Below are 20,107 nucleotides of genomic sequence, written 5' to 3'. Positions count from 1 at the left end.
GAGCGATCATGGGAATTCTCGACGGACGACACGCCCTGATCACGGGCGGCGCCAGCGGGATCGGACGCGCGATCGCCGAGGCCTACGTCGACGCGGGTGCGCGCGTCGTGATCGCCGACCGGAATCTCACCGCGGCCGAGGACGCGGCTCGCGCGATGGCGGCCGACGGTGCCGTCGCGGTCGACGTCGCCGACGAAGAGTCGGTGCAGGCCGCATACTCGGCCGCGGTGGGCGTCATCGGCACGGTCGACGTTCTCGTCAACTCGGCCGGGATCCTCGAGGAGTCACCGCTGAGCGAGATGTCACTCGACATGTGGCGCAGGACGATCGACGTCGACCTGACCGGCATGTTCCTGATGTGCCGCGCCGCCGTCCCCGCGATGGTGGCCGCCCGCAACGGACGCATCGTCAACATCGCATCGCAGCTGGGCATCAAGGGCGGCGTCGGCCTCACCCACTACTCGGCCGCGAAGGCGGGCGCGATCGCGCTGACGAAGTCACTCGCGCTCGAGGTGTCGAAGGACAACGTGCTGGTGAACGCGATCGCACCGGGACCGATCGAGACACCGCTGGTCGACGGCATCACCGAAGACTGGAAGCAGGCCAAGCGCCGGGAGTTGCCACTCGGCCGCTTCGGCCTACCCGAGGAGGTCGCGCCCACCGCGGTCCTGCTGGCGTCGGACCCGGGCGGCAACCTCTATGTCGGGCAGACCCTCGGCCCGAACAGCGGGGACGTGATGCCCTGATGTGCGGCGGGTGCCCGGGAGGACGGATCGGGGACTGGCTCGGGCTGGTCGTCCGGTCCCGTACGCAGCGGGAGGTGGTGGCCCGGATGGTCGACTCCCGATCGGCGCGCGTGCGTGCCGCGGCGTCCGGCTGGACCGTGTCGACTCCGACCGGTCGCACCACCGTGACGGATTCGCTGACCGCCATGTGGGCGGCGGTCGAGTCGCTCGGAGCTCCCGAGCCGCACTGGTCGTCGATGTCACTCCCGGCCGGGTTCGACGAACCCGAGCCCCTCACCGACCGCCGACGGCCGGTCTCGATCGTGGCCGGCGATCTCCCGGACGCCCGCCGACGCGTCGCACTGCATCTCGCTGCACCTCAACGCCATTCGGAACGTGTCGCACAAGTCGGCTTCCCCGGGGCCGAGCCCGCCACCGTGCTCCCCTTCACGTCGACGACCGTCGCGGCACTCGTGCTCAGCGGGATGGCGGCGTACGGGCACGGCCGCGGACGCGCCGTGGAAGCCGTTGTCGAACAACCACACCGCACCATCCGATTGACCACCTGGGACGGCCACGGCCTCGGTCTGACCGTCGACGAATCGTGAGGAGAACACCCATCGAACCCGTGACGCGCCCGGACCGCGATCCCTGCCGATCGCTCCGACGCACCAAGATCGTCTGCACTCTCGGCCCGGCAACCGCCTCCGGTGACCGTGTCCGTGAGCTCGTCGAGAGCGGAATGGATGTAGCGCGACTGAACTTCAGTCACGGTGAACACGCGGATCACGAGGACAACTATCGGCGGGTGCGGGAGGCATCCGAGGTGACCGGGCGTGCGGTGGGCATTCTGGCCGACCTGCAGGGGCCGAAGATCCGGTTGGGGCGTTTCGTCGAGGGCCGGACGGTGTGGGAGACCGGTGAGCAGATCCGGATCACCGTCGCCGACTGCGACGGCACCCACGACCGCGTGTCGACCACGTACAAGCAGCTCGCGCAGGACGCGAAGCCGGGTGACCGCCTGTTGGTCGACGACGGCAAGGTCGGCCTGGTGGTCGAGTCCGTCGACGGTGACGATGTGGTGTGCCGGGTCACCGAGGGCGGCCCGGTGTCGAACAACAAGGGTGTTTCGCTGCCCGGGATGAACGTGTCGGTGCCGGCGTTGTCGACCAAGGACATCGAGGACCTCGAGTTCGCGCTGCGTCTCGGGGTGGATTTCATCGCGCTGTCGTTCGTGCGTTCGCCCGCGGATGTCGAGCTGGTGCACGAGGTGATGGATCGGGTCGGGCGGCGGGTGCCGGTGATCGCGAAGCTCGAGAAGCCCGAGGCGATCGAGAATCTCGAGGCCGTGGTGTTGGCGTTCGACGCGGTGATGGTGGCCCGCGGTGATCTGGGTGTGGAGTTGCCGCTCGAGCAGGTGCCGCTGGTGCAGAAGCGGGCGATCCAGATCGCCCGCGAGAACGCGAAGCCGGTGATCGTGGCGACGCAGATGCTCGAGTCGATGATCGAGAACTCGCGTCCGACGCGGGCGGAGGCGTCGGATGTGGCGAACGCGGTCCTCGACGGTGCGGACGCGGTGATGCTCTCGGGTGAGACGTCGGTGGGCAAGTTCGTGATGGAGACGGTGCAGACGATGGCCCGGATCCTCGAGGCGGTGGAGACCGATCCGGCGCGGGTGCCGCCGTTGACGCACGTCCCGCGCACGAAGCGTGGGGTGATCTCGTACGGGGCCCGGGACATCGGGGAGCGGCTGGACGCGAAGGCGTTGGTGGCGTTCACGCAGTCCGGGGACACCGTCCGCCGGCTGGCGCGGCTGCATTCGCCGTTGCCGCTGCTGGCGTTCACGCCGTTGCCGGAGGTGCGCAGCCAGCTGGCGCTGTCGTGGGGGACCGAGACGTTCCTCGTCGATCCGGTCGCGTCGACCGATCAGATGTTCTTCCAGGTCGATCACGCCCTGTTGTCGCTCGGCCGGTACAACCGGGGCGATCTGGTGGTGATCGTCGCGGGATCCCCGCCCGGCACAGTAGGCTCGACCAACCTGATCCACGTCCACCGGATCGGGGAGGAAGACCACTAGAAGGCGCCTCATCGTGCGTATCGTCCCGCCAGACGGGAGGATACGGTCCGGCCGGTTCCTGTCGTTCCTAACCTGGATCTCGTTGCAGCACACGCACATCTCCGATTGTTGCTGTCGCCGAGACCCAGGAGACGCCTTGATCGATCGCATCCACCCCGAGCTGCGGACCCTAGTGCCGACGCTCCCCCAGGTAGACATCGCCGACCCGGTGGCGTTCCGCGAGCGACAGCGCAAACGCGCGGCCGAACTCGCAACCAAGGTCGTGCGTCCCCACGATCTGACCGTCGTCGACCGCCTGGTCCCGGGGCCGCCGGGTGCCCCGCAGGTTCCTGTCCGCATCTACACCCCCGGCGGCAGCTTCTCCCGGCTCGGTGCGCTGGTCTGGTTCCACGGCGGTGGATACGTCTTCGGCGAGATCGAGGCGTCCGAGCGCTCGTGCGTCGAGATCGCGAGCACCGTGGGATGCGTCGTCGTCAGCGTCGAGTACCGCCTCGCCCCCGAGCACCCCTATCCCGCCGGCCTGGACGACTGCTCCGCCGCCCTCGACTGGGTCGCGGCGCACGGCGACGAGCTCGGTGTGGATACGGACCGTCTGGCCATCGGTGGGGTCAGCGCGGGAGCCGGGCTCGCGGCGGCACTGGCTGTGCGGGTGCGGGACGAGAACGGCCCTCGCCTCGTCTACCAGCTGTTGGACAATCCGATGCTCGACGACCGACTGGAGACGCCGTCGGTCCGCGAGTTCATCGACACGCCGCTGTGGACCCACAGCCAGGCGGTCCTGGGGTGGAACTTCTACCTCGGCGACCGATCCACGGAAACGCCACCGTATGCCGCGGCGGCGCGCGCCGACGATGTCTCCGGGCTGCCCCCGGCGTGGATCGCGGCCAACGAACTGGATCCGCTCCGCGACGAGGCCATCGAGTACGCGCTCCGCTTGATGCGGGCGGGCGTCCCCGTCGAGTTGCACCACCGGCCGGGAACCTTTCACGGATCCAATGCTTTTCCCGGGGTGTCGGTCTCGGACCGAACGCGGGAGGACATGCACCTGGGGCTGCAGCGCGCGCTGGCGAGGACCGTCTGAAAACTCCCCCAAACAGGGGTGTCGCCGGGAATGTCTTCACATCCTCGGCGGCATCTCTGCTTCACAAGCGTTTCACCGTTACCGATTACTCACTTGATCCGCACTACTGATAGTACGCGCGGAGGCGGCCTCCGCAATGCCTCGAGCTGCAGTTTCCCGAGTTGTGACCGTTTGCCCGACAAGTGAGACCACGGTGTTACACGAGGGGTCGTCCGCTGCGGATCCGCCACCGCAGATCGCGCATCAGCACCCGGCTGGGCAGGTGGCGGACGAAGCGCGGGACGAAGCGGTTCACGAACGCGACGGCGAGGAACAGATGCTCGAAGCGACGGCGGTCGTCGTCGCTCCATTCCAGGCCGAGTTGCTCCCGGAACAGCGGCGGCAGGAATCCGGCGGTGAGGAACCCCAGCAGCCCGCCGAATGCGAAACGCAGCGGCCACGACACCATCCGCAGGCCGGTCAGCGCGGTCAGGTAGTCCCGCACCGTGTCGTCGATCGCGACCCGCTCGCACGCGATGTTCCAGTAGCGGTCGAAATCCGCACGCGTGGCCGGCCACATGTCCTCGGTGACCTGCAGGGTGGTGCCGAGCGTCGACGACGACCGGTAGAACTCCTCGGCCTGCTCGGGTGTCAGCCTTCCGTGCAGCAGTTGGTGCGTGTCCTCGAAGCCGACGAACAGGCACGCCGCCACCCACAGCTGCAGCTCGCGGTTGAAAGCGCTGTACTCGACGGGACTGTTCTCGTCGGACCGCACGTGCTTGTGCGCACCGTTGACGGCCTCCCGGTAGGCGCGACGCTCGTCATCGGTACCCAGGATCGCCACCGACAGATACGTGAACGTGGTGCGCGCCCGCTTCCACGGATGCCGGAAGAGGCTGCCGGACTCGACCTTGCTCTCGACGACACCGTGCCCCACCTCGGGCCACGACAGTTGCATGACGACGTTGGCCGCGCCCCCGGCGAAAGCCCAGAAGTCGAGCGCATCGGTGATTCGCCGGCGGGTGGCGCGCGGGGAGGTGGTGATCCGAATGCGCGTGCGCTCGTTCGTCAGTCGTGGCTCGGAGTCTGCGAGATCGAGATATCGGGGCACGGCGGCTCCTCCCGGTCGGACGGATGGCGTTCGGCGGCTACTTGGTCTCGACGTTGTCGACGATCCAACGGTCACCGTCACGGGTGAGCGTGACGACCATGCGGTACTTCTGCGACTTCCCCTCGGGAGCAATCACATTCTTCGCCTCCTGGTCCACGAACGCCAGCACGACGGCGTCCGAGCCGTCGATGCTCTCGACGCCGACGTCCGTGACGGTCGCGGTCGCCTGTCCCTGCCCGTCGGTGACGAGTTTGCCCAGTGCCTGGACCATCTCGTTGTACTTGCCGGCGAACTCCGGGGTCGACATGCTCGCGATCGTGTCGCGGTTGGCGTCGAGGTTCTGGTAGTCGAACGTGGCGATGGTCTGTGCGTACTCGCGGGTGGTGTCGACGGCCTCGGTGCGCAGCGTGTCGGCGCGGTGCTGCTGCCACAGCAGCCACCCGAGCGCAGCGGCGAGCACGACGACCGGGACGGCGAGAATCGTGACGGCGATGCGACCCCGCGGCCGCCGCTGAGGCGACGCCGAGTCGTCCTGTCCGGGATCGGTCTCCGCGGCCGCCGGTACTGTCGCGACCGCGGTATCCGTCGTGTCGATCCCGGGCTTATCGTTCGCCATCTCCGAGCTCCTCCAGCAGTTGGTTCCATTGGTCGAGCGCCTCGACCCCGGTGGGGACGAGGACCGGGTCCGGGACCATCGGCGGACCGATGACCGTGCCCGGGGTGGTCGCGTTCTGCAGCCCGAGATCGTTGGGGTGCGGCGCCGTTCGTGATCCGCGCTGTGCGATGTTCGGGCCCGGTGGGCAGTACAGCGTGAGGTTCGGCTGGGTGGGGCTCAGGTCACCGACCGCTCGGCGCGGCGTGTCGTAGTTGCACACCGGCCCCTGCGTGCCGACGAGCGCGAACTCGGCCTTGTCCCCCCTGACGATCGACTCGAGCTTGCCGAGTCCCTCGGGGATCTCGTCGAGTCCGGCGGCCAGAGCGTTACGCCGATCGGAGATGATCGGGGTGACGGTCGCCAGATTGGCGAGCAGCGCCCCGAACGTATCGTGGTACCGGTCGAACAGTTCCTGAGTGTGGGCGAGGGCATCGGACGAGCGGTCCAGCAGGTAGACCAGGACGGGCTCGTTGTCGTCGAGTTGCTCGGTGAAGGTCCGCGCCGCTGCCGTTCCCCGGCCGAACGAGTCCGCCTCGGCCGCGAACGAGTCGGTCAGGCTCGCGGTGCGGGTGAGCAGCGATCGTAGCTGCGGCGCCTGCCGTTCGACCAGCGCCGAGAGCTTGTCGCCGTCGTCGATCATGCGCGCCAGGCTGGGCCCGAGGCCGTCGAGGGACGCTCCGAGTTCGGTACCGACGGTGCTGACCGCCTCGGGGTCGATTCCGCCCAGCAGCTTCGCGGCGTCACCCATGAGCTGGTCCATCTGCACCGGCTGCCGATCCTGCGGCGCGTCGAGGGCGTCGCCGTCCTCGAGATACGGGCCGGTGTCGGTCGCAGGGCGGATGTCGACGCTCTGGATGCCGGCGGCGGTGCCCATCGTGACCATCGCGATGCTGTCACGCGGGATCCGGGTCCCGGGGTCGAGATCGAACTCGATCCGCGCCCCGCCGCGCTCACCGTCGAGCGCCACCGATGCCACGCGCCCCACCTGGACACCGCGGTAGGTGACGCTGGTGCCCGCGGTCAGGCCCAGCGCGTCGGACATGCTCGCGTGCAACCGGATCGGATCGCCGAACGCCCGCGATCCCACCACGTACGCGATGCCGAAAGGCACGACCACCGCGGCGGTGAGCGCGAACAGGATCAGCTGGACCAGCACCACCCGCCTCATCCGACACCTCCCGACAGCAGCGACTGCAACGAGCCGGCCTCGGGCGGCAGGGCGGCCGTGCCACCGGTCAGCAGATTCTCGATACCGTCGGGGATGTCGAGGGTTCCGTCGAACACCAGGTAGTCGCCCTTGGCCGCGCGATCGAAGTTCGCGAGGAAGGTGTTCATGTTGGTGAGCGTCTCCCCCATCCGGGAGTTGAACGAACGCAGCGTCGCCAGCACGGTCGCGCCGTCGGCGACCATGCCGGCGAGGTCGGTCGCCGCCAGCACGGTGTCCGCGTACCCGGCCAGCCGCGACGACGAATCGAGCAGCGACGCCAGCCGGTCCCGTTGCTGGGCAAGGACCGTCGTGGCGTCGGGCACCGTGTCGAGGAATCCGTCGAGCACATCCTGCTGATCCGTGAGCTGACGGGAGATGTCGCGCGCTAGATCGATCGCGGCGTCGAAGTCGGTCCGGTGCGCGGTCGCGGTGCCGGTCAGCGCGGTCATCGCGTCGAGAAGACTCCGGACTTCCTGCGACCTGCCCCCGAACGCGGTGTTCAGTTCGTCGATGACGGTCTGCATCTGCTCGAAACCACTGCCGGTCAGGATCGTCCCGAGCGTGGCCAGCGCACTCTCGATCTGTGGACCGATCTCGGTGCGGGACTCGGCGATCACGTCGCCGTCGGCCAGCGATGCCACCGACGGCTCCTGCGGGGCCTGCAGCCTGATGAACGGATTGCCCAGCGCCGACGGCAGCTCCACCGCCGCCTCGACGTTGTCGGGCAACTCCACCGACTTCGACAGGCTCAGGTCCACGACGGCACCCACCGTGTCCGTCGACAGCCTCGACACCCGGCCGATCACCCGCTGGCCGGTCCGCACGTCGGCGCCGAGGAGAATCCCGTCGGCGTGCGCCAATTGAACTGTCACCGTGTAGTTGTCACCGGGCACGGATCGACCGAGTGGCAGATCCTGGATACCGACACCACACCCGGCGAGCAGCACGCCGCTGGCCGCCACGACGATTCCCGGCACGCGCCGCCGCATCATCGGCCTCCTGTCGCCGCGGCACCGCCCGAGAGCAGGGTGGCCAACCCGAGCGGGTCGGAAGCGCTGACCGGGAAGGAGATCGGATTGGTGAATCCGGCGCCCGTGCACAGCGGCATCGGGTACTGCGCGCACAGCGGTTGCGCGACCGCGAACTGGGTGAGCGCGGTGGAGATGTTCAGCCGGATCCGTCCCCGATCGTCGGGACCGACACCGCTCGACAGGTTCTGCATCAGCAGCGGCACGAGGTCCATGAATTCCGCGAGCCCGGGCTGGTGCGCGGCCAGGGTGTCGCCCAGGACGCGCAGGTTGCCGGCAATGGCGCCGGCGTCGTCGCCGTGCTCGGTCGCGAAGCGGTCCATCTGGTCGAACACCGTCTTCAGGTCCTGGAGCGGCTGGGTGATGTCGAGATCCTGGGCAGACCATTCGTCGCCGAGCGCACCGAGTTCCGACACCAGTTGGTCGATGCTCACCTGGCGGGCGTCGAGTTCGACCATAAACGAGTTCAGGTTGTCGACGAGCGCGCCGATGTCCTCGGTGCGCGCGCCGACGACCCCCGTTGCGGCGCTGAGGTTCCGGACGGCCCGGTTCATCTCCTTGCCCTGCCCCGCCATTCCGGCTGCGGCCTGGGACAGCAGGCTGCCGGCGTCGCCACCGTCCGGGCCGAGTGCCTCCGTGAGCGTACTGAGGCTGCCCATCAGCCCGTCGAAGTCGATCGGCGCGTGACTGCGTTCGAGCGGGATCTCGGCGCCGTCCTCGAGCCGCGGTCCACCCTGGTAAGCGGGACCGAACTCGAGATGGCGGTCGCTGATGACCGACGGGTTCAGGATGTACGCGTTGGCTTCGGCCGGCAGGTAGACGTCGTCGGAGACGGAGGCTGTCACCCGCACGTGGGTGCCGAGCGGTTCCACCTCGGTGACGGTGCCGACCGGCACCCCCAGCACCGTCACCTTGCTGCCCGGGTACAGGCCGTCGACGGAGGCGAAGTCGACGTGGACGGTGGTCGCCCGGTCGGTGCGCCCGAAGACGTACCAGGCACCCGTCGCGATCGCGCCGACCAGGATCGCCGCGATCGCGACGCGGCCGCCGCGGCGGCTCCGGGCCGCGGACCGGGCGCTCACCGGCACCCCTGCATCACACCGAGTGCACACAGCAGGTTGTCGGGCACGACCGCCGCGGGTGCGGTCACGTCCGTCCAGTTCCCGTTGCCGGTCGCGTCGGTCGCCGAGCGCAGCGCCGGTGGGAGTCGCGTCAGGATTCGGTCGATGTTGTCGGCGTTCTGCTGCAGGGTGTTCGTGACCTCGACGAGGTTGTCCGTCATCTGCGAGAACTGCTCCTCGTGCGCGGTGAACGACGAGGCCGTGGTCGCGAGCACCGACCGTAGGTTCTCGGCGAGGCGGGTGAGCACCTGCTTGCGGACGGCCAGGGTGTGGACGACGGTCTGTGCGTTCGACAGTGTCGTCGTCAGCGATTCCTGCTGCCGAACAGCCAGATCCGACAGCGATCGCGCCAGTGTCAGCAGTTGGTCGATCTGTTCGCCGTTCTGCGCGACGGCGGCCGATGCGCCGCTGATGCCGGCGAGCGCCTTGCCGAGTTGCTCGGGGTCGTCGGGCATCACCCGCGACAGTGTCGTCATCATCGCCTCCAACGACTTCGCGTCGATCTGCTGCGCGGCCTCGGTGGCGTCGCGGCCGACGTCGTCGAGGCTGTAGGGAACCGTGGTGCGCGACAACGGGATGACGTCGGGTGACGATCCGTCCGCCGGGTCCTCGTCGACGACCCCCGCCGGCACAACCTCGAGGTACCGCTTGCCCAACACCGTCTTCAGGCGCACGGACGCAGTGGTCCGGTTGCCCAGGGGTTGGCCGTCGTCGAGCCGGAACTCCACGCGGACATGGTCGCCCGCGAGCACGATGTACTCGACCCGCCCGGCGGGCACGCCCGCGACGTAGACGGGATCGCCGCCGGACAGCCCGCTCGCGTTCGCGAGTTCGGCGGTGTACGGACTCGTCCGGGCCAGATACCACACCTTGGGGATGCCGATCGCCGCGGCGAGACCGATGACGAGTGCCACGATGCCCACCGTCCCGAGCGCCAGGGGTGTGGCCGAGCCGGGCCGACGGTCGCCGCGGAACACGAACAGCCACATGCCGACCGCGACGTCGACGATCTTCACGAGGAACATCAGCGGCACACCTCCGAGTGGGTGGGCCCGAAGATGTTCGCCTCGAGATCGCCGTCCTTCAACACCAGGTTGCACAGGTACAGGCTCACGAACCCGCCGTAGCTGCTGATGCGGTTGACGCCGTCCGCGAACTGCGGCATCCCGGCGACGAACCGTGTGAAGGAGTCGGTGTCCGTGATCCACTGGTCGGTCACCGCTTTCAGATCGGTGACCGAGTTGCCGAACGCGTCCTGCGATCGGCTCAGGACGCCGGCGAGCGACGCGACGGCCCGGTCGCCGTCGTCCAACAGGGCGGCCAGCTGGTCGTTGTTGTCGACGACCGACGACGTGAGGTCGCGCAGTCCGGCGATGAGCTGCTCGAGTTGCGGCCCCCGCTGGTCCACCGACCCGAGGAGCGCCGTCATGTTGCCGACCAGTTCCTCGAACACGCCGCGGCGGTTCGCCAGATCGGTGGTGAGCGTTCCGATCCGGTCGATCAGCGTGGAGACGGCCGCGCCGCGCCCGTCGAACGTCTCGACGAAGGTCCGGGTGAGCGTGTTGACCTTCTCGGGGTCGAAGGCGTCGAACAGCGGCGCGAACCCGTTCATCAGGGCGGTCAGGTCGACCGGTGGGGTGGTGTGGTCGAGGGGGATCACGCCGCCCGGCGGCAGCGCATTGTCGTTCTCCCCCAACGCGACCGGTGCGACGGCGGCCTCGGCCGGTTGCGCCAGCGCCAGATACCGGGCGCCGAGCATGTCGCCGTACCGGATGGCGGCGGTGACGCCCCGGTCGAGGGTGTAGTGGGACGACACCTCGATCCGCACGACGGCCTTACTGGTTCCGCCGCCCGCGTCCGCGAATTCGATCGAGTCGACCCGCCCGATCCGCACCCCGGACATGGTCACCGGATTCCCCGGATCGAGCCCCTCCACGTCGGTGAACTCGACGATGTACGTGTCGGTGTCGCCGCGCACCGGCACCGACAACGTGTTGACGACCAACAGCCCACACACCACACCGGCGATGCAGAACCCCGCGGCCTTCGCGAGGGGTACCCATCCGATCGTCACGGCACCCGCACCTCCGTCCCGCGCACCAGCGGGCCGAGCAGGACCGGCGCCAACGGGTTCGTCGAGGCCGGGCCTTCCGACGCCGTTGTGTTCCCCAGCAATCGGTTCCGCAGAACGTCCAACGCCTGCTGCTCACGCGGTCCACCGTCGACGGTGCTCGGGCCGCATGCGCCGCCTAGATCCCCGTAGCTGGGACAGTCCGCGGCGGTATATGGCATCGGGTCGGCGAACGTGGGCACCGCGACGATGTCGAAGTGGCCGGTCGCGAATACCCGGGCACCGGCCGCACCGAACGTCCGCGCGCGGTCGAGGGTGCCGGTCAACCCGTTGGGATCGGCGGCGGTGGTCGCCAGGACGGTCCCTGCCGAGTCCACGACGGTGATGATCTTGTCCTGCTGCTCCCCCACGAACCCGGTCAGGACGGCCGCGAAACCTGCCGCCGCACCGATGGTGTCGGCGACATCGCCCTGTTTCTCGACCACCGTGCGCGACACCCCGGTCGCGGCGGCGAGGGTGGCGACGACGTCGGGGGTCGCGGCGTCCACTGCCTGCAGGACGGTCCGGAACTCGGGTGTCGAATCGAGCAGAGACTGCACGGCGGGGGTCAGGGTCGGCGCCGCCGCGGCCAGACGATCGACGATCCGGCCCACCGTCGCGCCGCGCCCGTCGAGGGCCCGTGCGAGCGTCGACAGCGCCGTCTGCATCTGCTGCGGCTGCATGCGATCGAGCACGTCCACGAGCCTGGTGTAGACGTCGTAGAGAGCCACCGCGTCCGCGCTCTCGTCGATGCGGAGTTCGTCGCCGTCGGACAGGGGTGCGGCGGCGTCGTTTGCGCGGTCGCCGACGAGTTGGATGTAGATGTCGCCGAAGAAGGTTCGCGGTACCACCCGCACCACCACCGATGCCGGGATCGACCCGATGGCGTCGGCATCGATCTGCAGCCGCACGCGGGACGATTCGACGTCCGAGTCGATGCCGGAGATCCGCCCCACGTTCACGCCGTGATAGCGAACCGGCGCCTCGCCGTTGACGAGCCCCGCGGAGGCGGGGATGCCGACCACCACCTCGGGGTCGCGCTGCAACTGCCCCGTGCCCCGCATGACCATCGCGCCGCCCGCCACAACCGCCACCAGCAGCGCGATCGCGCCGCGTAGCGCGAAGGCGGCCTGACCGGTGCCGCGGCGGCGGACCATGTCACACCCCCATGCCGGGGATCGTGGGCACCAGCCCCCACAGCGCGAACGTCATGAGTACGTCGAGCACCCCGATCGCGAGAATGGCCGTCCGCAGCGCACGTCCCGCGGCCTGACCGACGCCGGCGGGGCCGCCCGACGCGAGGTATCCGTACGAGCAGTGCACCAGCGCAACGACACCCGCGAACACGATCGCCTTGATCGCGGCGTACACGAGGTCCTCGGGCGACAGCGCGAGGTGGAAGAAGTAGTCGTAGGTGCCGGCGGACGCGCCACCCCAGAACACGATCACCATTCGGGTCGACAGGTAGCTGGCGAGCAGGCCGATCATGAAGATCGGCAGGACGCACACCATCGCCGCCAGCACCCGCGTCCCGGCTAGGAACGGGATCGAGCGCACCGCCATCGAATCGAGCGCGTCGATCTCGTCGGAGATCCGCATCGCGCCGAGTTGCGCGGTGAACCCGGTACCCACCTTTGCGGCCAGCGCGATCGCGACCACGACCGGGGCGAGTTCGCGAGTGTTCGCGATCGCGGACAGCATTCCGGAAAAGGTTGTCATGCCGATCAGTTCGAGACCACGCTGGGTTTCGACGCCGAGCATCATCGCCGCGGCGAGCGACATCGCGAACACGATCCCGATGGTGCCGCCGCCCGAGAGCAACGAGTTGGTGCCGAAACTGACCTCGCTGATCTGGGTGAGCACGTGCCGCCGGTACCGGGTCAGCGCGTACGGCAGCGAGACGACGGTGCGCCAGAAGAAGGTGACGTGCCGACCGACGTCGGCGAGGCCCCCGTACACCGCGTCGACCGGACGGACGGCGCGGCGCAGTCGCACCCGGGTGTCGAAGCTGATCATCAGTAGGCTCCTACCGCCGGGACGATCACCGTGTACAGCGCGGAGAGCGCGGTGTTCACGATGAACACCAACGCGAACGCGATCACGACGGCCTCGTTGACCGCGTCGGCGACACCGCGCGGGCCGCCCTTGGCGTGCAGGCCGGCGAACGCCGCGATCAGCGTCGAGGTGAGCGCGAAGATCGCGGCCTTCACCAGTGCCATCACGAAGTCCGAGGTGCGGCCGTACTGGCTGAACGTCGCCAGGAACGTTCCGGCGGGCAGGTGCTGGACGTAGATGTGGTACAGGTAGCACGCCATCACGCCGCCGAACGTCACCATCGCGCACAGGGCGAGCGACACGACGACGGCGGCGACCAGTCGGGGCGCGACCAGCCGCTCGAGCACGTCGATCCCCATGACCTCCATGGCGTCGATCTCTTCGCGAATCTTCCTCGAGCCCAGATCCGTACAGATCGCCGATCCCGCGACGCCGGCCATCATCAGCGCGCACACGAGCGCCGACGCCTGCCCGACGATGATGAAGGCGACCACGGCACCCGAGTACCCGCCGGCACCGATGCGGCCGGCCAGCTCACCCACCGACACGGCCACGAACACGCCGATCGGAATCATCAGCAGCAACGAGGGTCCGGTGCTCACCCGCCCGATGAACAGGGTCTGGGTCACCGTCTCCTGCAGCGACAACCGTCCCCGCAGCACCGCCCGCGCCAGCGCGACGAGGGCCTGCACGGAGAAGCCGATGAGGTATCCGCCCTGGAGCGCGACGTCCTGCACCGGCCCCTTCGCTTTGGGCAACTCGAAGCTCATTTCGCCGGCCCCTCCCCGGTTCCGTCCCGAACCCGCTGCCGCCCGACCCCCCCACAACCGCGAGGCCGGTCCGAGTGACGTCAACCCTGCACGACGGCGGCGTCGCTGCGCAGTGTCCCCTTCACGACCTTGCCACTGGCGTTGCGCGGCAACGCATCCACGCACACCAGCACCTTGGGATGCTTGTACCGTGCCAACTGCTCGTCGAGGAACGGCTGCAACTCGTCCAGGGTGAGTTCGCCGCCCGCGTCCGGACGCAGGGCGACCACCGCCACCGGGATCTCGCCCCACCGATGCTCGGGCCGGCCGATGACGGCGGCCTCGAGGATCTTCGGATGAGCGAAGAGCACGTTCTCCACCTCGGCGCAGTAGATGTTCTCGCCGCCCGAAATGATCATGTCCTTCTTGCGGTCGACCACGTATACGAACCCCTCGTCGTCCATCCGCACGAGATCGCCCGAGTGGAACCACCCGCCGTGGAACGCCTCCGCGGTTGCGGTCGGGTTCTGCCAGTACTCGAGCATCATCGTCGGACCCCGGTAGACGATCTCCCCCACCTCGCCCGGGGCGACGTCGTTCATGTCGTCGTCGACGACCCTGGCCTGCACCGTCGGAATCACCCGACCGACCGATCCGAGCTTGCGGAGCGCGTCCTCGCCGTCCAGGACGCAGGTGATGGGCGACATCTCGGTCTGCCCGAAGACCGCCACGTTCGACGCGTCCGGGAAGGTCGCGGCCATGGCGCGCAGCACCGTGTCCGACGCCGGCGCCGCGCCCCAGGAAATACCGCGCAGCTTCAATTTTCGCGGCTGGGCCTGCTGGGCTGCGCACACCGCCTGCCACTGGACGGGCACCAGGAACAACGTGGTGACCTGCTCCTCCTCGAGGACATCGAGCAGCGTGTTCGGATCGAACGCTCCCACGGGGTAGATCACGGTGGTGAGGCCCAGCATCAGACTCGGCGCCATCGACCCCAGTGCGGCGATGTGGAACATCGGCGACGCGCAGAACCCGATGTCGTCGGAGCGATCCAACTGAAACGCCCGGATGCACGTGAGCGCCTGCGCCGCCATGTTGCTGTGCGTCAGCACCGCGCCCTTTGGGCGGCCGGTGGTACCCGACGTGTACATGATCAGCGCGGGGGTGTCGTCGGGGATGTCGACGGCGGGGTGCGCGACCCCCTCCTCGGCGATCAGCGTCTCGTACCCGAGGACATCCGGAACGTCGTCCTCGCTCGCGGCGCCGACCACGATCGAGAGGTCCAGGCCGCCCGTCGCGGCACGGACCGCGTCGGCGAGCGGTGCCAGCGTCGCATCGGCGAAGATGACCCGAGCACCACTGTCGCGCAACAGGAATGTCACCTCGGGCACCGTCATCCGGAAGTTCACCGGGACGGCGATCGCACCGAGCGCGTTGGCGGCGAGGACGACCTCGAGATACTCGGGGCGGTTGAGCATGAGGATCAGGACCCGGTCGCCGAAGCCGACGCCGCGCCGAGACAGGGCGTCTGCCAGCTTCTCGACCCGGGCGTTCAGGGTCGACCACGTGACGGACGCACCCTGGAACCGCAACGCGACCTGGGTCGGGATCATCCGCGCGTGCCGCGCGACCTGATTGTTCCAATTGTTGCGACGGAACCGCTGAGCCTCGAGCGAGGCCGCGGGGACAGCAGCGGAAGTGACCATCGAGGGTTCCTCTCGTGCGGCGCGGGTCCTCCCGACCTGACCGGACCCATGGTTCGATGTGAGGCAGATTACATGTTATGCGCGGTTTCGGCATGCATTTTGTTAGTCACTATTCTCCATCGTCGAGATGCATTCCGAGCTCGGGGCAGCCGAGCAACGCAGTGCGAAATATGTTCGGACACACAACCCTTACCGACCCAAACGGACATCTCGCGGAGTCGCGCATCCCGAGTGATCCGTCCGCCTCGGCCCCACAAGTTGACGCCAATTCCGCGCACTAGGGGAAATGCGGTGCGCGCTTCTGGAGGATCGCCGCGGCCCCCTCGGCGAAGTCCGCGGACGCGAGCAGGTCCGCCTGGCCCGTCTTCTCCAGCGTCAGCGCGTCGTCGAGCGCGGCCAGCGTGGCGGAATTGAGCGACCGCTTCGTCAGTTCGAGGGCGCGACGTGGCCCCGACGCGAGCCGCAGCGCGACCCCACGGGCGTGGTCCGCGAGCTCGTCGTCGGGAAGCGCGCGGGAGACCAGCCCGATCCGGTCGGCGTCGATCGCCGAGACACGCTCACCCAACAGTGCCATCTCGGCGGCCTTCGCCCGTCCTATCGCGGCCGGCACCAACAGACTCGAGCCGCCGTCGGGCATGAGGCCGATCCTCACGAACGCCAGCAGAAAATACGCACTCTCCGCGGCGTACGTCAGATCTGCCGCGAGTGCGAGGGACACCCCGATACCGGCGGCCGGCCCGTTCACTGCGGCCACCACGGGAACGGGCACCTCGACGATCGCGCGGACGACGTCGTTCGCGACGTCCATGACAACCGACGGATCCGTCGGATTCTCCACCGTGGCAGCCAGATCCGCCCCGGTGCAGAAGGCGGACCCGGATCCTGTGAGCAGGATCGAGCGCACCGCCGGGTCGCCTCCCGCGCTGCGGATCGCGTCGCCGAGCGCGAGCATGGTCGCCATGTCGACCGCGTTCATCCGTTCCGGCCGGGAGATCGTCAGTTCCAACACCGCGTCGCGTAGTTCGCGGCGCAACCCCTCGCCTGTCGCGGTCGTCATCGCGCGCACCCCTCGTCCATCAGGCGCACGCGGCCTTCACGACTCGGTGCGCATCCATCCGGTCTCCGAGAATCGTCGCTAACTTTCGCGGCGCCGCGCGCGATTGTCAAGAGCCAGTGGTCAGGTGAATTCGCCGGAGTATCTGGGGAATTGCTGTACCGAACGAGGATTACCGGCACTCACCTGTGCGTTATGCTTCGGCCATCAGCACCCTCACACGTCAGGAGGTTCGGTGGCGGGACGAACGGAGACCGAGCCACGGCGCCGCCCCAAGAATCGCAAGGCGCAGATCGCGATGGTGGCCGCGGAGGCGTTCAGCGAACGTGGCTACCACAGCGTCAGCGTCGACGACATCGCCGCGACGGTAGGCATCTCCGGGCCGGCCCTCTACCGCCACTACCCCAACAAGTACGCGCTCTTCCTGGACGCCGCGACAAGTCCGGCGACGGCACTCGAGCAGGCGATCGATGCCGACGCCGAAAGGGATGTCCCGGACGCCGCGCAGCGGCTCGACGGGCAGATTCTCACGGCCGTCCGCACCACCGTCGCCAACCGCCGGACCGCGGGCCTGTACCGGTGGGAGAGCCGGTACCTCGACGCCGCCGACCGCGCCTACATTCGCGGGACGATCGAGGCCGTCAACCGGCGTATCGGGGCGACCCTGGCCCGGCTGCGGCCGGACTTGTCGAATCGCGACAACTTCCTGATCTGCGTCGGCATGCTCTCCGTGATCGGGAGTATCACCGTGCACCGGGCGAATCTGCCGGCGCGACGACTCGAGGGACTGCTGCTGGGTGCCTGCCGCGCCGTCGCCCGCGCCGACCTACCCACGCCCGCCGCGCAGCCGGACACGACCTCACCGCCGATGCAGGGAATCCCGCTGTCCAACAAGCGTGAAGTGCTCCTGAACGAGTCGATCCTGCTCTTCCACGCCCGCGGCTACCACGAGGTGAGCATCGAGGACATCGGCACGGCGGCCGGGATCAATGCCTCGGGCGTGTACCGGCACTTCGCGAGCAAGTCCGATCTGCTCGCCGCGGCGTTCCACCGGGCCGCGGACCGCCTCGCGGTCGCTGTCGGCACCGCGTTGGCCGGCGCCACGACGCCGCGGGAGGCCCTCGAGTCGCTGGTGGAGGTGTACGTTCGGCTGTCCTTCAGGCAGAACGAGCTGATGAGCGTGTACTTCGCCGAGATCGGGAGCCTGCCCGACGCCCAGCGCACCGAACTGCGAAACGTGCAGCGGCTCAACGTCGAGGAGTGGGCTCGACTGCTCGGCGAGACCCGTACCGAGCTGTCCGTCGTCGAATGCCGGTTCCTGGTGCACGCCGCACTGAGCCTCGTCCTCGATGTGGGACGCGTGATGCGCTTCGACGCCACCCCGGTCAACGAGGCTCGTGTCCAGACGCTCATGCTCGCGACACTGTTCGGCAGTTCGATCGGCGACACGGAAGGTTCGGCATGAGCATCCAGGACGAGGTGGCGGACCTGCGCGCCCGGACCGATCGGATCGACCCACGCGAACTCGATGCGTTGTGGGCACGACTCGAACCGTGCCGGCCGGTCGATCTCATCGGATACCGCTGGCGCGGATTCGCTTTCGACACCGGTCATCGCACCGGCGCGCTGCTGGGACGAATCCACTGGTACGGCAAGGCGTTCGCGAGCGAGTTCGACGTCCAACCCCTCCTGTGCCGCGACGATTCCGGAAAACTGGTCTCCGACATCGGAACCGGGCACGGGGAGGCGAGCCTGTGGGAGGTCGTCTTCCGCGGCGAGGTCACCACGACCATGGTCTACGACGGCATGCCGGTGTTCGACCACTTCAAGAAGGTCGACGACGACACCGTCATCGGCGTCATGAACGGCAAGGGCAATCTCGTGTTCGACGGCGGCGAGCACTTCTGGTTCGGCCTCGAACGCGACGTCGCGCTCTGACCGGGGCCGGCGGTTCAGATCAGGTGCCGGTGCGCCGCCAGTCGCCGTCGCATGTCCCGCAGGTAGTAGGTGGCCGTGATCTGGCGCAGGGGCCGGGGTACGCGGCGGTAGACGACCGGCAACACCGTCATGAGCCGATCGAAGCGTCGCTGGTCTCGGGGGCTCCACGGCAGCGCGAACTGGTCCCGGACCCGTGGGGGCAGCAGGCCGATCGTGAGGAAACGCTGCAGCGGCATCGTGATACGCACGGGGAGCGGCGCCTTGCCACCGGAGAGCAGTCCGCGTACGTACGCCCGCACCTGCTCGTCCACCGTGGCGGCCTCGATCATCCGGTTCCAGTACGCGTCGAACTCTGTCCGACTCGCCGGCCACATGTCCTCCCCTACCTGGAGCGCCGTCCCGTACACCGCCGACTGCCGGTACAGCCGCTCGGCGTCGACGTCCGACAGTCTCCCGAAGAAGCGCTCGTACATGTCGAAACCGTTGCGGTACAGCGTTGCTGCCACCCACAGCTGCAGTTCCGGATCGAACGCGTTGTATCGATCCGACCGCACCGGGACGTGCGCCCGGTTGACCAGGCGCACCACCGCCCGCTTCTCGTCGGGTGTCCCGAGGGTGACCGCGTACACGTACGTCATGGTGGTCCGCAGCCGGTCCAGCGGACGTTCGAGCGTAGTGCTGTGTTCGGCCACCCCGCGTCCGACGCCGGGCACCGCGAGTTGCAGCAGGACCGTGGCCCCCGCACCGATCAGCAGCATCGACTCCCCGACGAAGTCGGCGAGGTCCAGCCGACCGGTGTCTTCCTCCGCGACAGATAGATTCGTCATTCCCATATCCCTACTCGCTCGAGGTGCGCGACGAGCCGCCGTGCGGCGTCGTCGAACTGGACGCGGGTGTGCTGCACGACGGCCTCGCGGTCCCGCGCTCGCATCGCGTCGATCAGGTTCGCGTGCGACGCCACCGCCAACTCCCCCCACGCCGGATCGGCCGCGTACAGCCGGTAGGGCGTGTATCGGGCGGCGTGGAGCAGGAACCATGCGAGCTTGTGTCCGCCGCCGATCCGGCACAGTTCTCGGTGGAACTCGTACTCTGCGTCCGCGATCCGCTCGGGATCGGCGGCGTCCACCGCCTCACCCAGCACGTCGTTGAGCGCCGTGAGCCTCGCAAGGTCCTCGACCGTGGCAGCTCGCGAGGCGCGGACCGCGAGCTCCACCGTGATCTGCCCCTGCAACCAGAAGATGTCGTGCACGTCGTTCCGTTCGAGCGGCGAGACGACGTATCCCCGGTTGGGGACCGACTCGACCATTCCCTCACCGCGCAGCGTGAGCAGCGCCTCCCGGACCGGGGTGACGCTGACGCCGAGTTCGGCCGCGGTCTCGTCGAGACGCACAAACGAACCCGGACGCAGACGCCCGGACATGACCGCGCCGCGCAGGTGTGCCGCCACCGCGTCGGAGAGTTGCGGTCTGCGCAGTGGCCGGGTGGGGCGCGTCGGGGCAGCCATGTCCGCC

At 68.7% G+C, this 20,107-nt stretch carries 20 protein-coding genes; 6 read left to right on the top strand and 14 right to left on the bottom strand.

What is annotated here, in order from left to right; genetic code table 11:
* Positions 1–8 precede the first annotated feature (8 nt).
* The 4 genes from ACQ5DX_RS26165 to ACQ5DX_RS26150 all read left to right on the top strand — a co-directional run bounded on the left by ACQ5DX_RS26165 (position 9) and on the right by ACQ5DX_RS26150 (position 3,883).
* The gene (locus ACQ5DX_RS26165) at positions 9–746 is read left to right on the top strand and encodes an SDR family NAD(P)-dependent oxidoreductase (RefSeq protein ID WP_430335372.1); all 738 of its coding nucleotides are present in this window, start codon (positions 9–11) and stop codon (positions 744–746) included.
* 86 nt (positions 747–832) lie between these two features.
* On the top strand, positions 833–1,333 hold the full coding sequence (locus ACQ5DX_RS26160) for a hypothetical protein (RefSeq protein ID WP_430335371.1): 501 nt from the start codon (positions 833–835) through the stop codon (positions 1,331–1,333).
* Positions 1,330–2,802, top strand: a complete 1,473-nt coding sequence (gene pyk, locus ACQ5DX_RS26155) for a pyruvate kinase (RefSeq protein ID WP_430335370.1) — start codon at positions 1,330–1,332, stop codon at positions 2,800–2,802. Before ACQ5DX_RS26160 ends, pyk begins: the two co-directional genes overlap by 4 nt.
* 136 nt (positions 2,803–2,938) lie before the next feature.
* Positions 2,939–3,883: an alpha/beta hydrolase gene (locus ACQ5DX_RS26150; RefSeq protein ID WP_430335369.1), complete on the top strand. Its 945-nt coding sequence runs from the start codon at positions 2,939–2,941 to the stop codon at positions 3,881–3,883.
* A gap of 196 nt (positions 3,884–4,079) precedes the next feature.
* Here ACQ5DX_RS26150 and ACQ5DX_RS26145 read toward each other — a convergent pair whose 3' ends face one another.
* The 12 genes from ACQ5DX_RS26145 to ACQ5DX_RS26090 all read right to left on the bottom strand — a co-directional run bounded on the left by ACQ5DX_RS26145 (position 4,080) and on the right by ACQ5DX_RS26090 (position 16,661).
* Entirely contained in the window at positions 4,080–4,973 is an 894-nt protein-coding gene (locus ACQ5DX_RS26145) for an oxygenase MpaB family protein (RefSeq protein ID WP_430335368.1), read from the bottom strand.
* A gap of 37 nt (positions 4,974–5,010) precedes the next feature.
* On the bottom strand, positions 5,011–5,589 hold the full coding sequence (locus ACQ5DX_RS26140) for a mce associated protein mas1a (RefSeq protein ID WP_430335367.1): 579 nt from the start codon (positions 5,587–5,589) through the stop codon (positions 5,011–5,013).
* The gene (locus tag ACQ5DX_RS26135) at positions 5,576–6,796 is read right to left on the bottom strand and encodes an MlaD family protein (protein WP_430335366.1); all 1,221 of its coding nucleotides are present in this window, start codon (positions 6,794–6,796) and stop codon (positions 5,576–5,578) included. Before ACQ5DX_RS26135 ends, ACQ5DX_RS26140 begins: the two co-directional genes overlap by 14 nt.
* Positions 6,793–7,827, bottom strand: coding sequence for an MCE family protein (locus tag ACQ5DX_RS26130; protein WP_430335365.1), 1,035 nt, complete (start codon positions 7,825–7,827; stop codon positions 6,793–6,795). Before ACQ5DX_RS26130 ends, ACQ5DX_RS26135 begins: the two co-directional genes overlap by 4 nt.
* Positions 7,824–8,951, bottom strand: a complete 1,128-nt coding sequence (locus ACQ5DX_RS26125) for an MCE family protein (protein ID WP_430335364.1) — start codon at positions 8,949–8,951, stop codon at positions 7,824–7,826. Before ACQ5DX_RS26125 ends, ACQ5DX_RS26130 begins: the two co-directional genes overlap by 4 nt.
* Positions 8,942–10,009 carry an MCE family protein gene (locus ACQ5DX_RS26120; protein ID WP_430335363.1) on the bottom strand — a complete coding sequence of 356 codons (1,068 nt, stop codon included), beginning with the start codon at positions 10,007–10,009 and terminating at the stop codon, positions 8,942–8,944. The genes ACQ5DX_RS26125 and ACQ5DX_RS26120 overlap by 10 nt, the downstream gene beginning before the upstream one ends.
* On the bottom strand, positions 10,009–11,058 hold the full coding sequence (locus ACQ5DX_RS26115) for an MCE family protein (RefSeq protein ID WP_430335362.1): 1,050 nt from the start codon (positions 11,056–11,058) through the stop codon (positions 10,009–10,011). The genes ACQ5DX_RS26120 and ACQ5DX_RS26115 overlap by 1 nt, the downstream gene beginning before the upstream one ends.
* Positions 11,055–12,251 (bottom strand): MCE family protein, encoded by a 1,197-nt coding sequence (locus tag ACQ5DX_RS26110; RefSeq protein WP_430335361.1) that lies wholly within the window; start codon positions 12,249–12,251, stop codon positions 11,055–11,057. The genes ACQ5DX_RS26115 and ACQ5DX_RS26110 overlap by 4 nt, the downstream gene beginning before the upstream one ends.
* Before the next feature lies 1 nt (position 12,252).
* Complete coding sequence (locus ACQ5DX_RS26105; RefSeq protein WP_430335360.1) at positions 12,253–13,110, bottom strand: MlaE family ABC transporter permease; 858 nt, start codon at positions 13,108–13,110, stop codon at positions 12,253–12,255.
* Entirely contained in the window at positions 13,110–13,919 is an 810-nt protein-coding gene (locus ACQ5DX_RS26100) for an MlaE family ABC transporter permease (RefSeq protein WP_430335359.1), read from the bottom strand. Before ACQ5DX_RS26100 ends, ACQ5DX_RS26105 begins: the two co-directional genes overlap by 1 nt.
* An 80-nt stretch (positions 13,920–13,999) precedes the next feature.
* Positions 14,000–15,604, bottom strand: a complete 1,605-nt coding sequence (gene fadD5, locus ACQ5DX_RS26095) for a fatty-acid--CoA ligase FadD5 (protein ID WP_430335358.1) — start codon at positions 15,602–15,604, stop codon at positions 14,000–14,002.
* A 277-nt stretch (positions 15,605–15,881) separates the two neighbouring features.
* The gene (locus ACQ5DX_RS26090) at positions 15,882–16,661 is read right to left on the bottom strand and encodes an enoyl-CoA hydratase (RefSeq protein WP_430335357.1); all 780 of its coding nucleotides are present in this window, start codon (positions 16,659–16,661) and stop codon (positions 15,882–15,884) included.
* 232 nt (positions 16,662–16,893) lie between these two features.
* On the opposite strand from ACQ5DX_RS26090, the gene ACQ5DX_RS26085 reads away from it, so the two are divergent.
* On the top strand, positions 16,894–18,123 hold the full coding sequence (locus ACQ5DX_RS26085; protein WP_430335356.1) for a TetR/AcrR family transcriptional regulator: 1,230 nt from the start codon (positions 16,894–16,896) through the stop codon (positions 18,121–18,123).
* A complete protein-coding gene (locus ACQ5DX_RS26080) occupies positions 18,120–18,596 on the top strand; it encodes a DUF4334 domain-containing protein (RefSeq protein ID WP_430335355.1) in 477 nt (158 codons plus the stop codon). The genes ACQ5DX_RS26085 and ACQ5DX_RS26080 overlap by 4 nt, the downstream gene beginning before the upstream one ends.
* Before the next feature lie 14 nt (positions 18,597–18,610).
* Here ACQ5DX_RS26080 and ACQ5DX_RS26075 read toward each other — a convergent pair whose 3' ends face one another.
* On the bottom strand, positions 18,611–19,423 hold the full coding sequence (locus ACQ5DX_RS26075; RefSeq protein ID WP_430335354.1) for an oxygenase MpaB family protein: 813 nt from the start codon (positions 19,421–19,423) through the stop codon (positions 18,611–18,613).
* Positions 19,420–20,100 carry a GntR family transcriptional regulator gene (locus tag ACQ5DX_RS26070; protein WP_430335353.1) on the bottom strand — a complete coding sequence of 227 codons (681 nt, stop codon included), beginning with the start codon at positions 20,098–20,100 and terminating at the stop codon, positions 19,420–19,422. The genes ACQ5DX_RS26075 and ACQ5DX_RS26070 overlap by 4 nt, the downstream gene beginning before the upstream one ends.
* Positions 20,101–20,107 lie beyond the last annotated feature (7 nt).

The sequence above is a fragment of the Rhodococcus sp. ACT016 genome (genome assembly GCF_050477185.1).
Classification (GTDB): Bacteria; Actinomycetota; Actinomycetes; order Mycobacteriales; family Mycobacteriaceae; genus Prescottella.
Note: the sequence above shows the minus strand (reverse complement) of the source record. Positions and strands in the feature narration are given on the sequence as shown.

Excerpts from the sequence above, each read along its gene's own strand:
- ACQ5DX_RS26165 (WP_430335372.1), top strand. The coding sequence starts at position 9 with ATGGGAATTCTCGACGGACGACACGCCCTGATCACGGGCGGCGCCAGC.
- ACQ5DX_RS26160 (WP_430335371.1), top strand. The coding sequence starts at position 833 with ATGGTCGACTCCCGATCGGCGCGCGTGCGTGCCGCGGCGTCCGGCTGG.
- ACQ5DX_RS26140 (WP_430335367.1), bottom strand. The coding sequence starts at position 5,589 with ATGGCGAACGATAAGCCCGGGATCGACACGACGGATACCGCGGTCGCG.
- ACQ5DX_RS26135 (WP_430335366.1), bottom strand. The coding sequence starts at position 6,796 with ATGAGGCGGGTGGTGCTGGTCCAGCTGATCCTGTTCGCGCTCACCGCC.
- ACQ5DX_RS26130 (WP_430335365.1), bottom strand. The coding sequence starts at position 7,827 with ATGATGCGGCGGCGCGTGCCGGGAATCGTCGTGGCGGCCAGCGGCGTG.
- ACQ5DX_RS26120 (WP_430335363.1), bottom strand. The coding sequence starts at position 10,009 with ATGTTCCTCGTGAAGATCGTCGACGTCGCGGTCGGCATGTGGCTGTTC.
- ACQ5DX_RS26110 (WP_430335361.1), bottom strand. The coding sequence starts at position 12,251 with ATGGTCCGCCGCCGCGGCACCGGTCAGGCCGCCTTCGCGCTACGCGGC.
- ACQ5DX_RS26105 (WP_430335360.1), bottom strand. The coding sequence starts at position 13,110 with ATGATCAGCTTCGACACCCGGGTGCGACTGCGCCGCGCCGTCCGTCCG.
- ACQ5DX_RS26100 (WP_430335359.1), bottom strand. The coding sequence starts at position 13,919 with ATGAGCTTCGAGTTGCCCAAAGCGAAGGGGCCGGTGCAGGACGTCGCG.
- fadD5 (WP_430335358.1), bottom strand. The coding sequence starts at position 15,604 with ATGGTCACTTCCGCTGCTGTCCCCGCGGCCTCGCTCGAGGCTCAGCGG.
- ACQ5DX_RS26090 (WP_430335357.1), bottom strand. The coding sequence starts at position 16,661 with ATGACGACCGCGACAGGCGAGGGGTTGCGCCGCGAACTACGCGACGCG.
- ACQ5DX_RS26080 (WP_430335355.1), top strand. The coding sequence starts at position 18,120 with ATGAGCATCCAGGACGAGGTGGCGGACCTGCGCGCCCGGACCGATCGG.
- ACQ5DX_RS26075 (WP_430335354.1), bottom strand. The coding sequence starts at position 19,423 with ATGACGAATCTATCTGTCGCGGAGGAAGACACCGGTCGGCTGGACCTC.
- ACQ5DX_RS26070 (WP_430335353.1), bottom strand. The coding sequence starts at position 20,100 with ATGGCTGCCCCGACGCGCCCCACCCGGCCACTGCGCAGACCGCAACTC.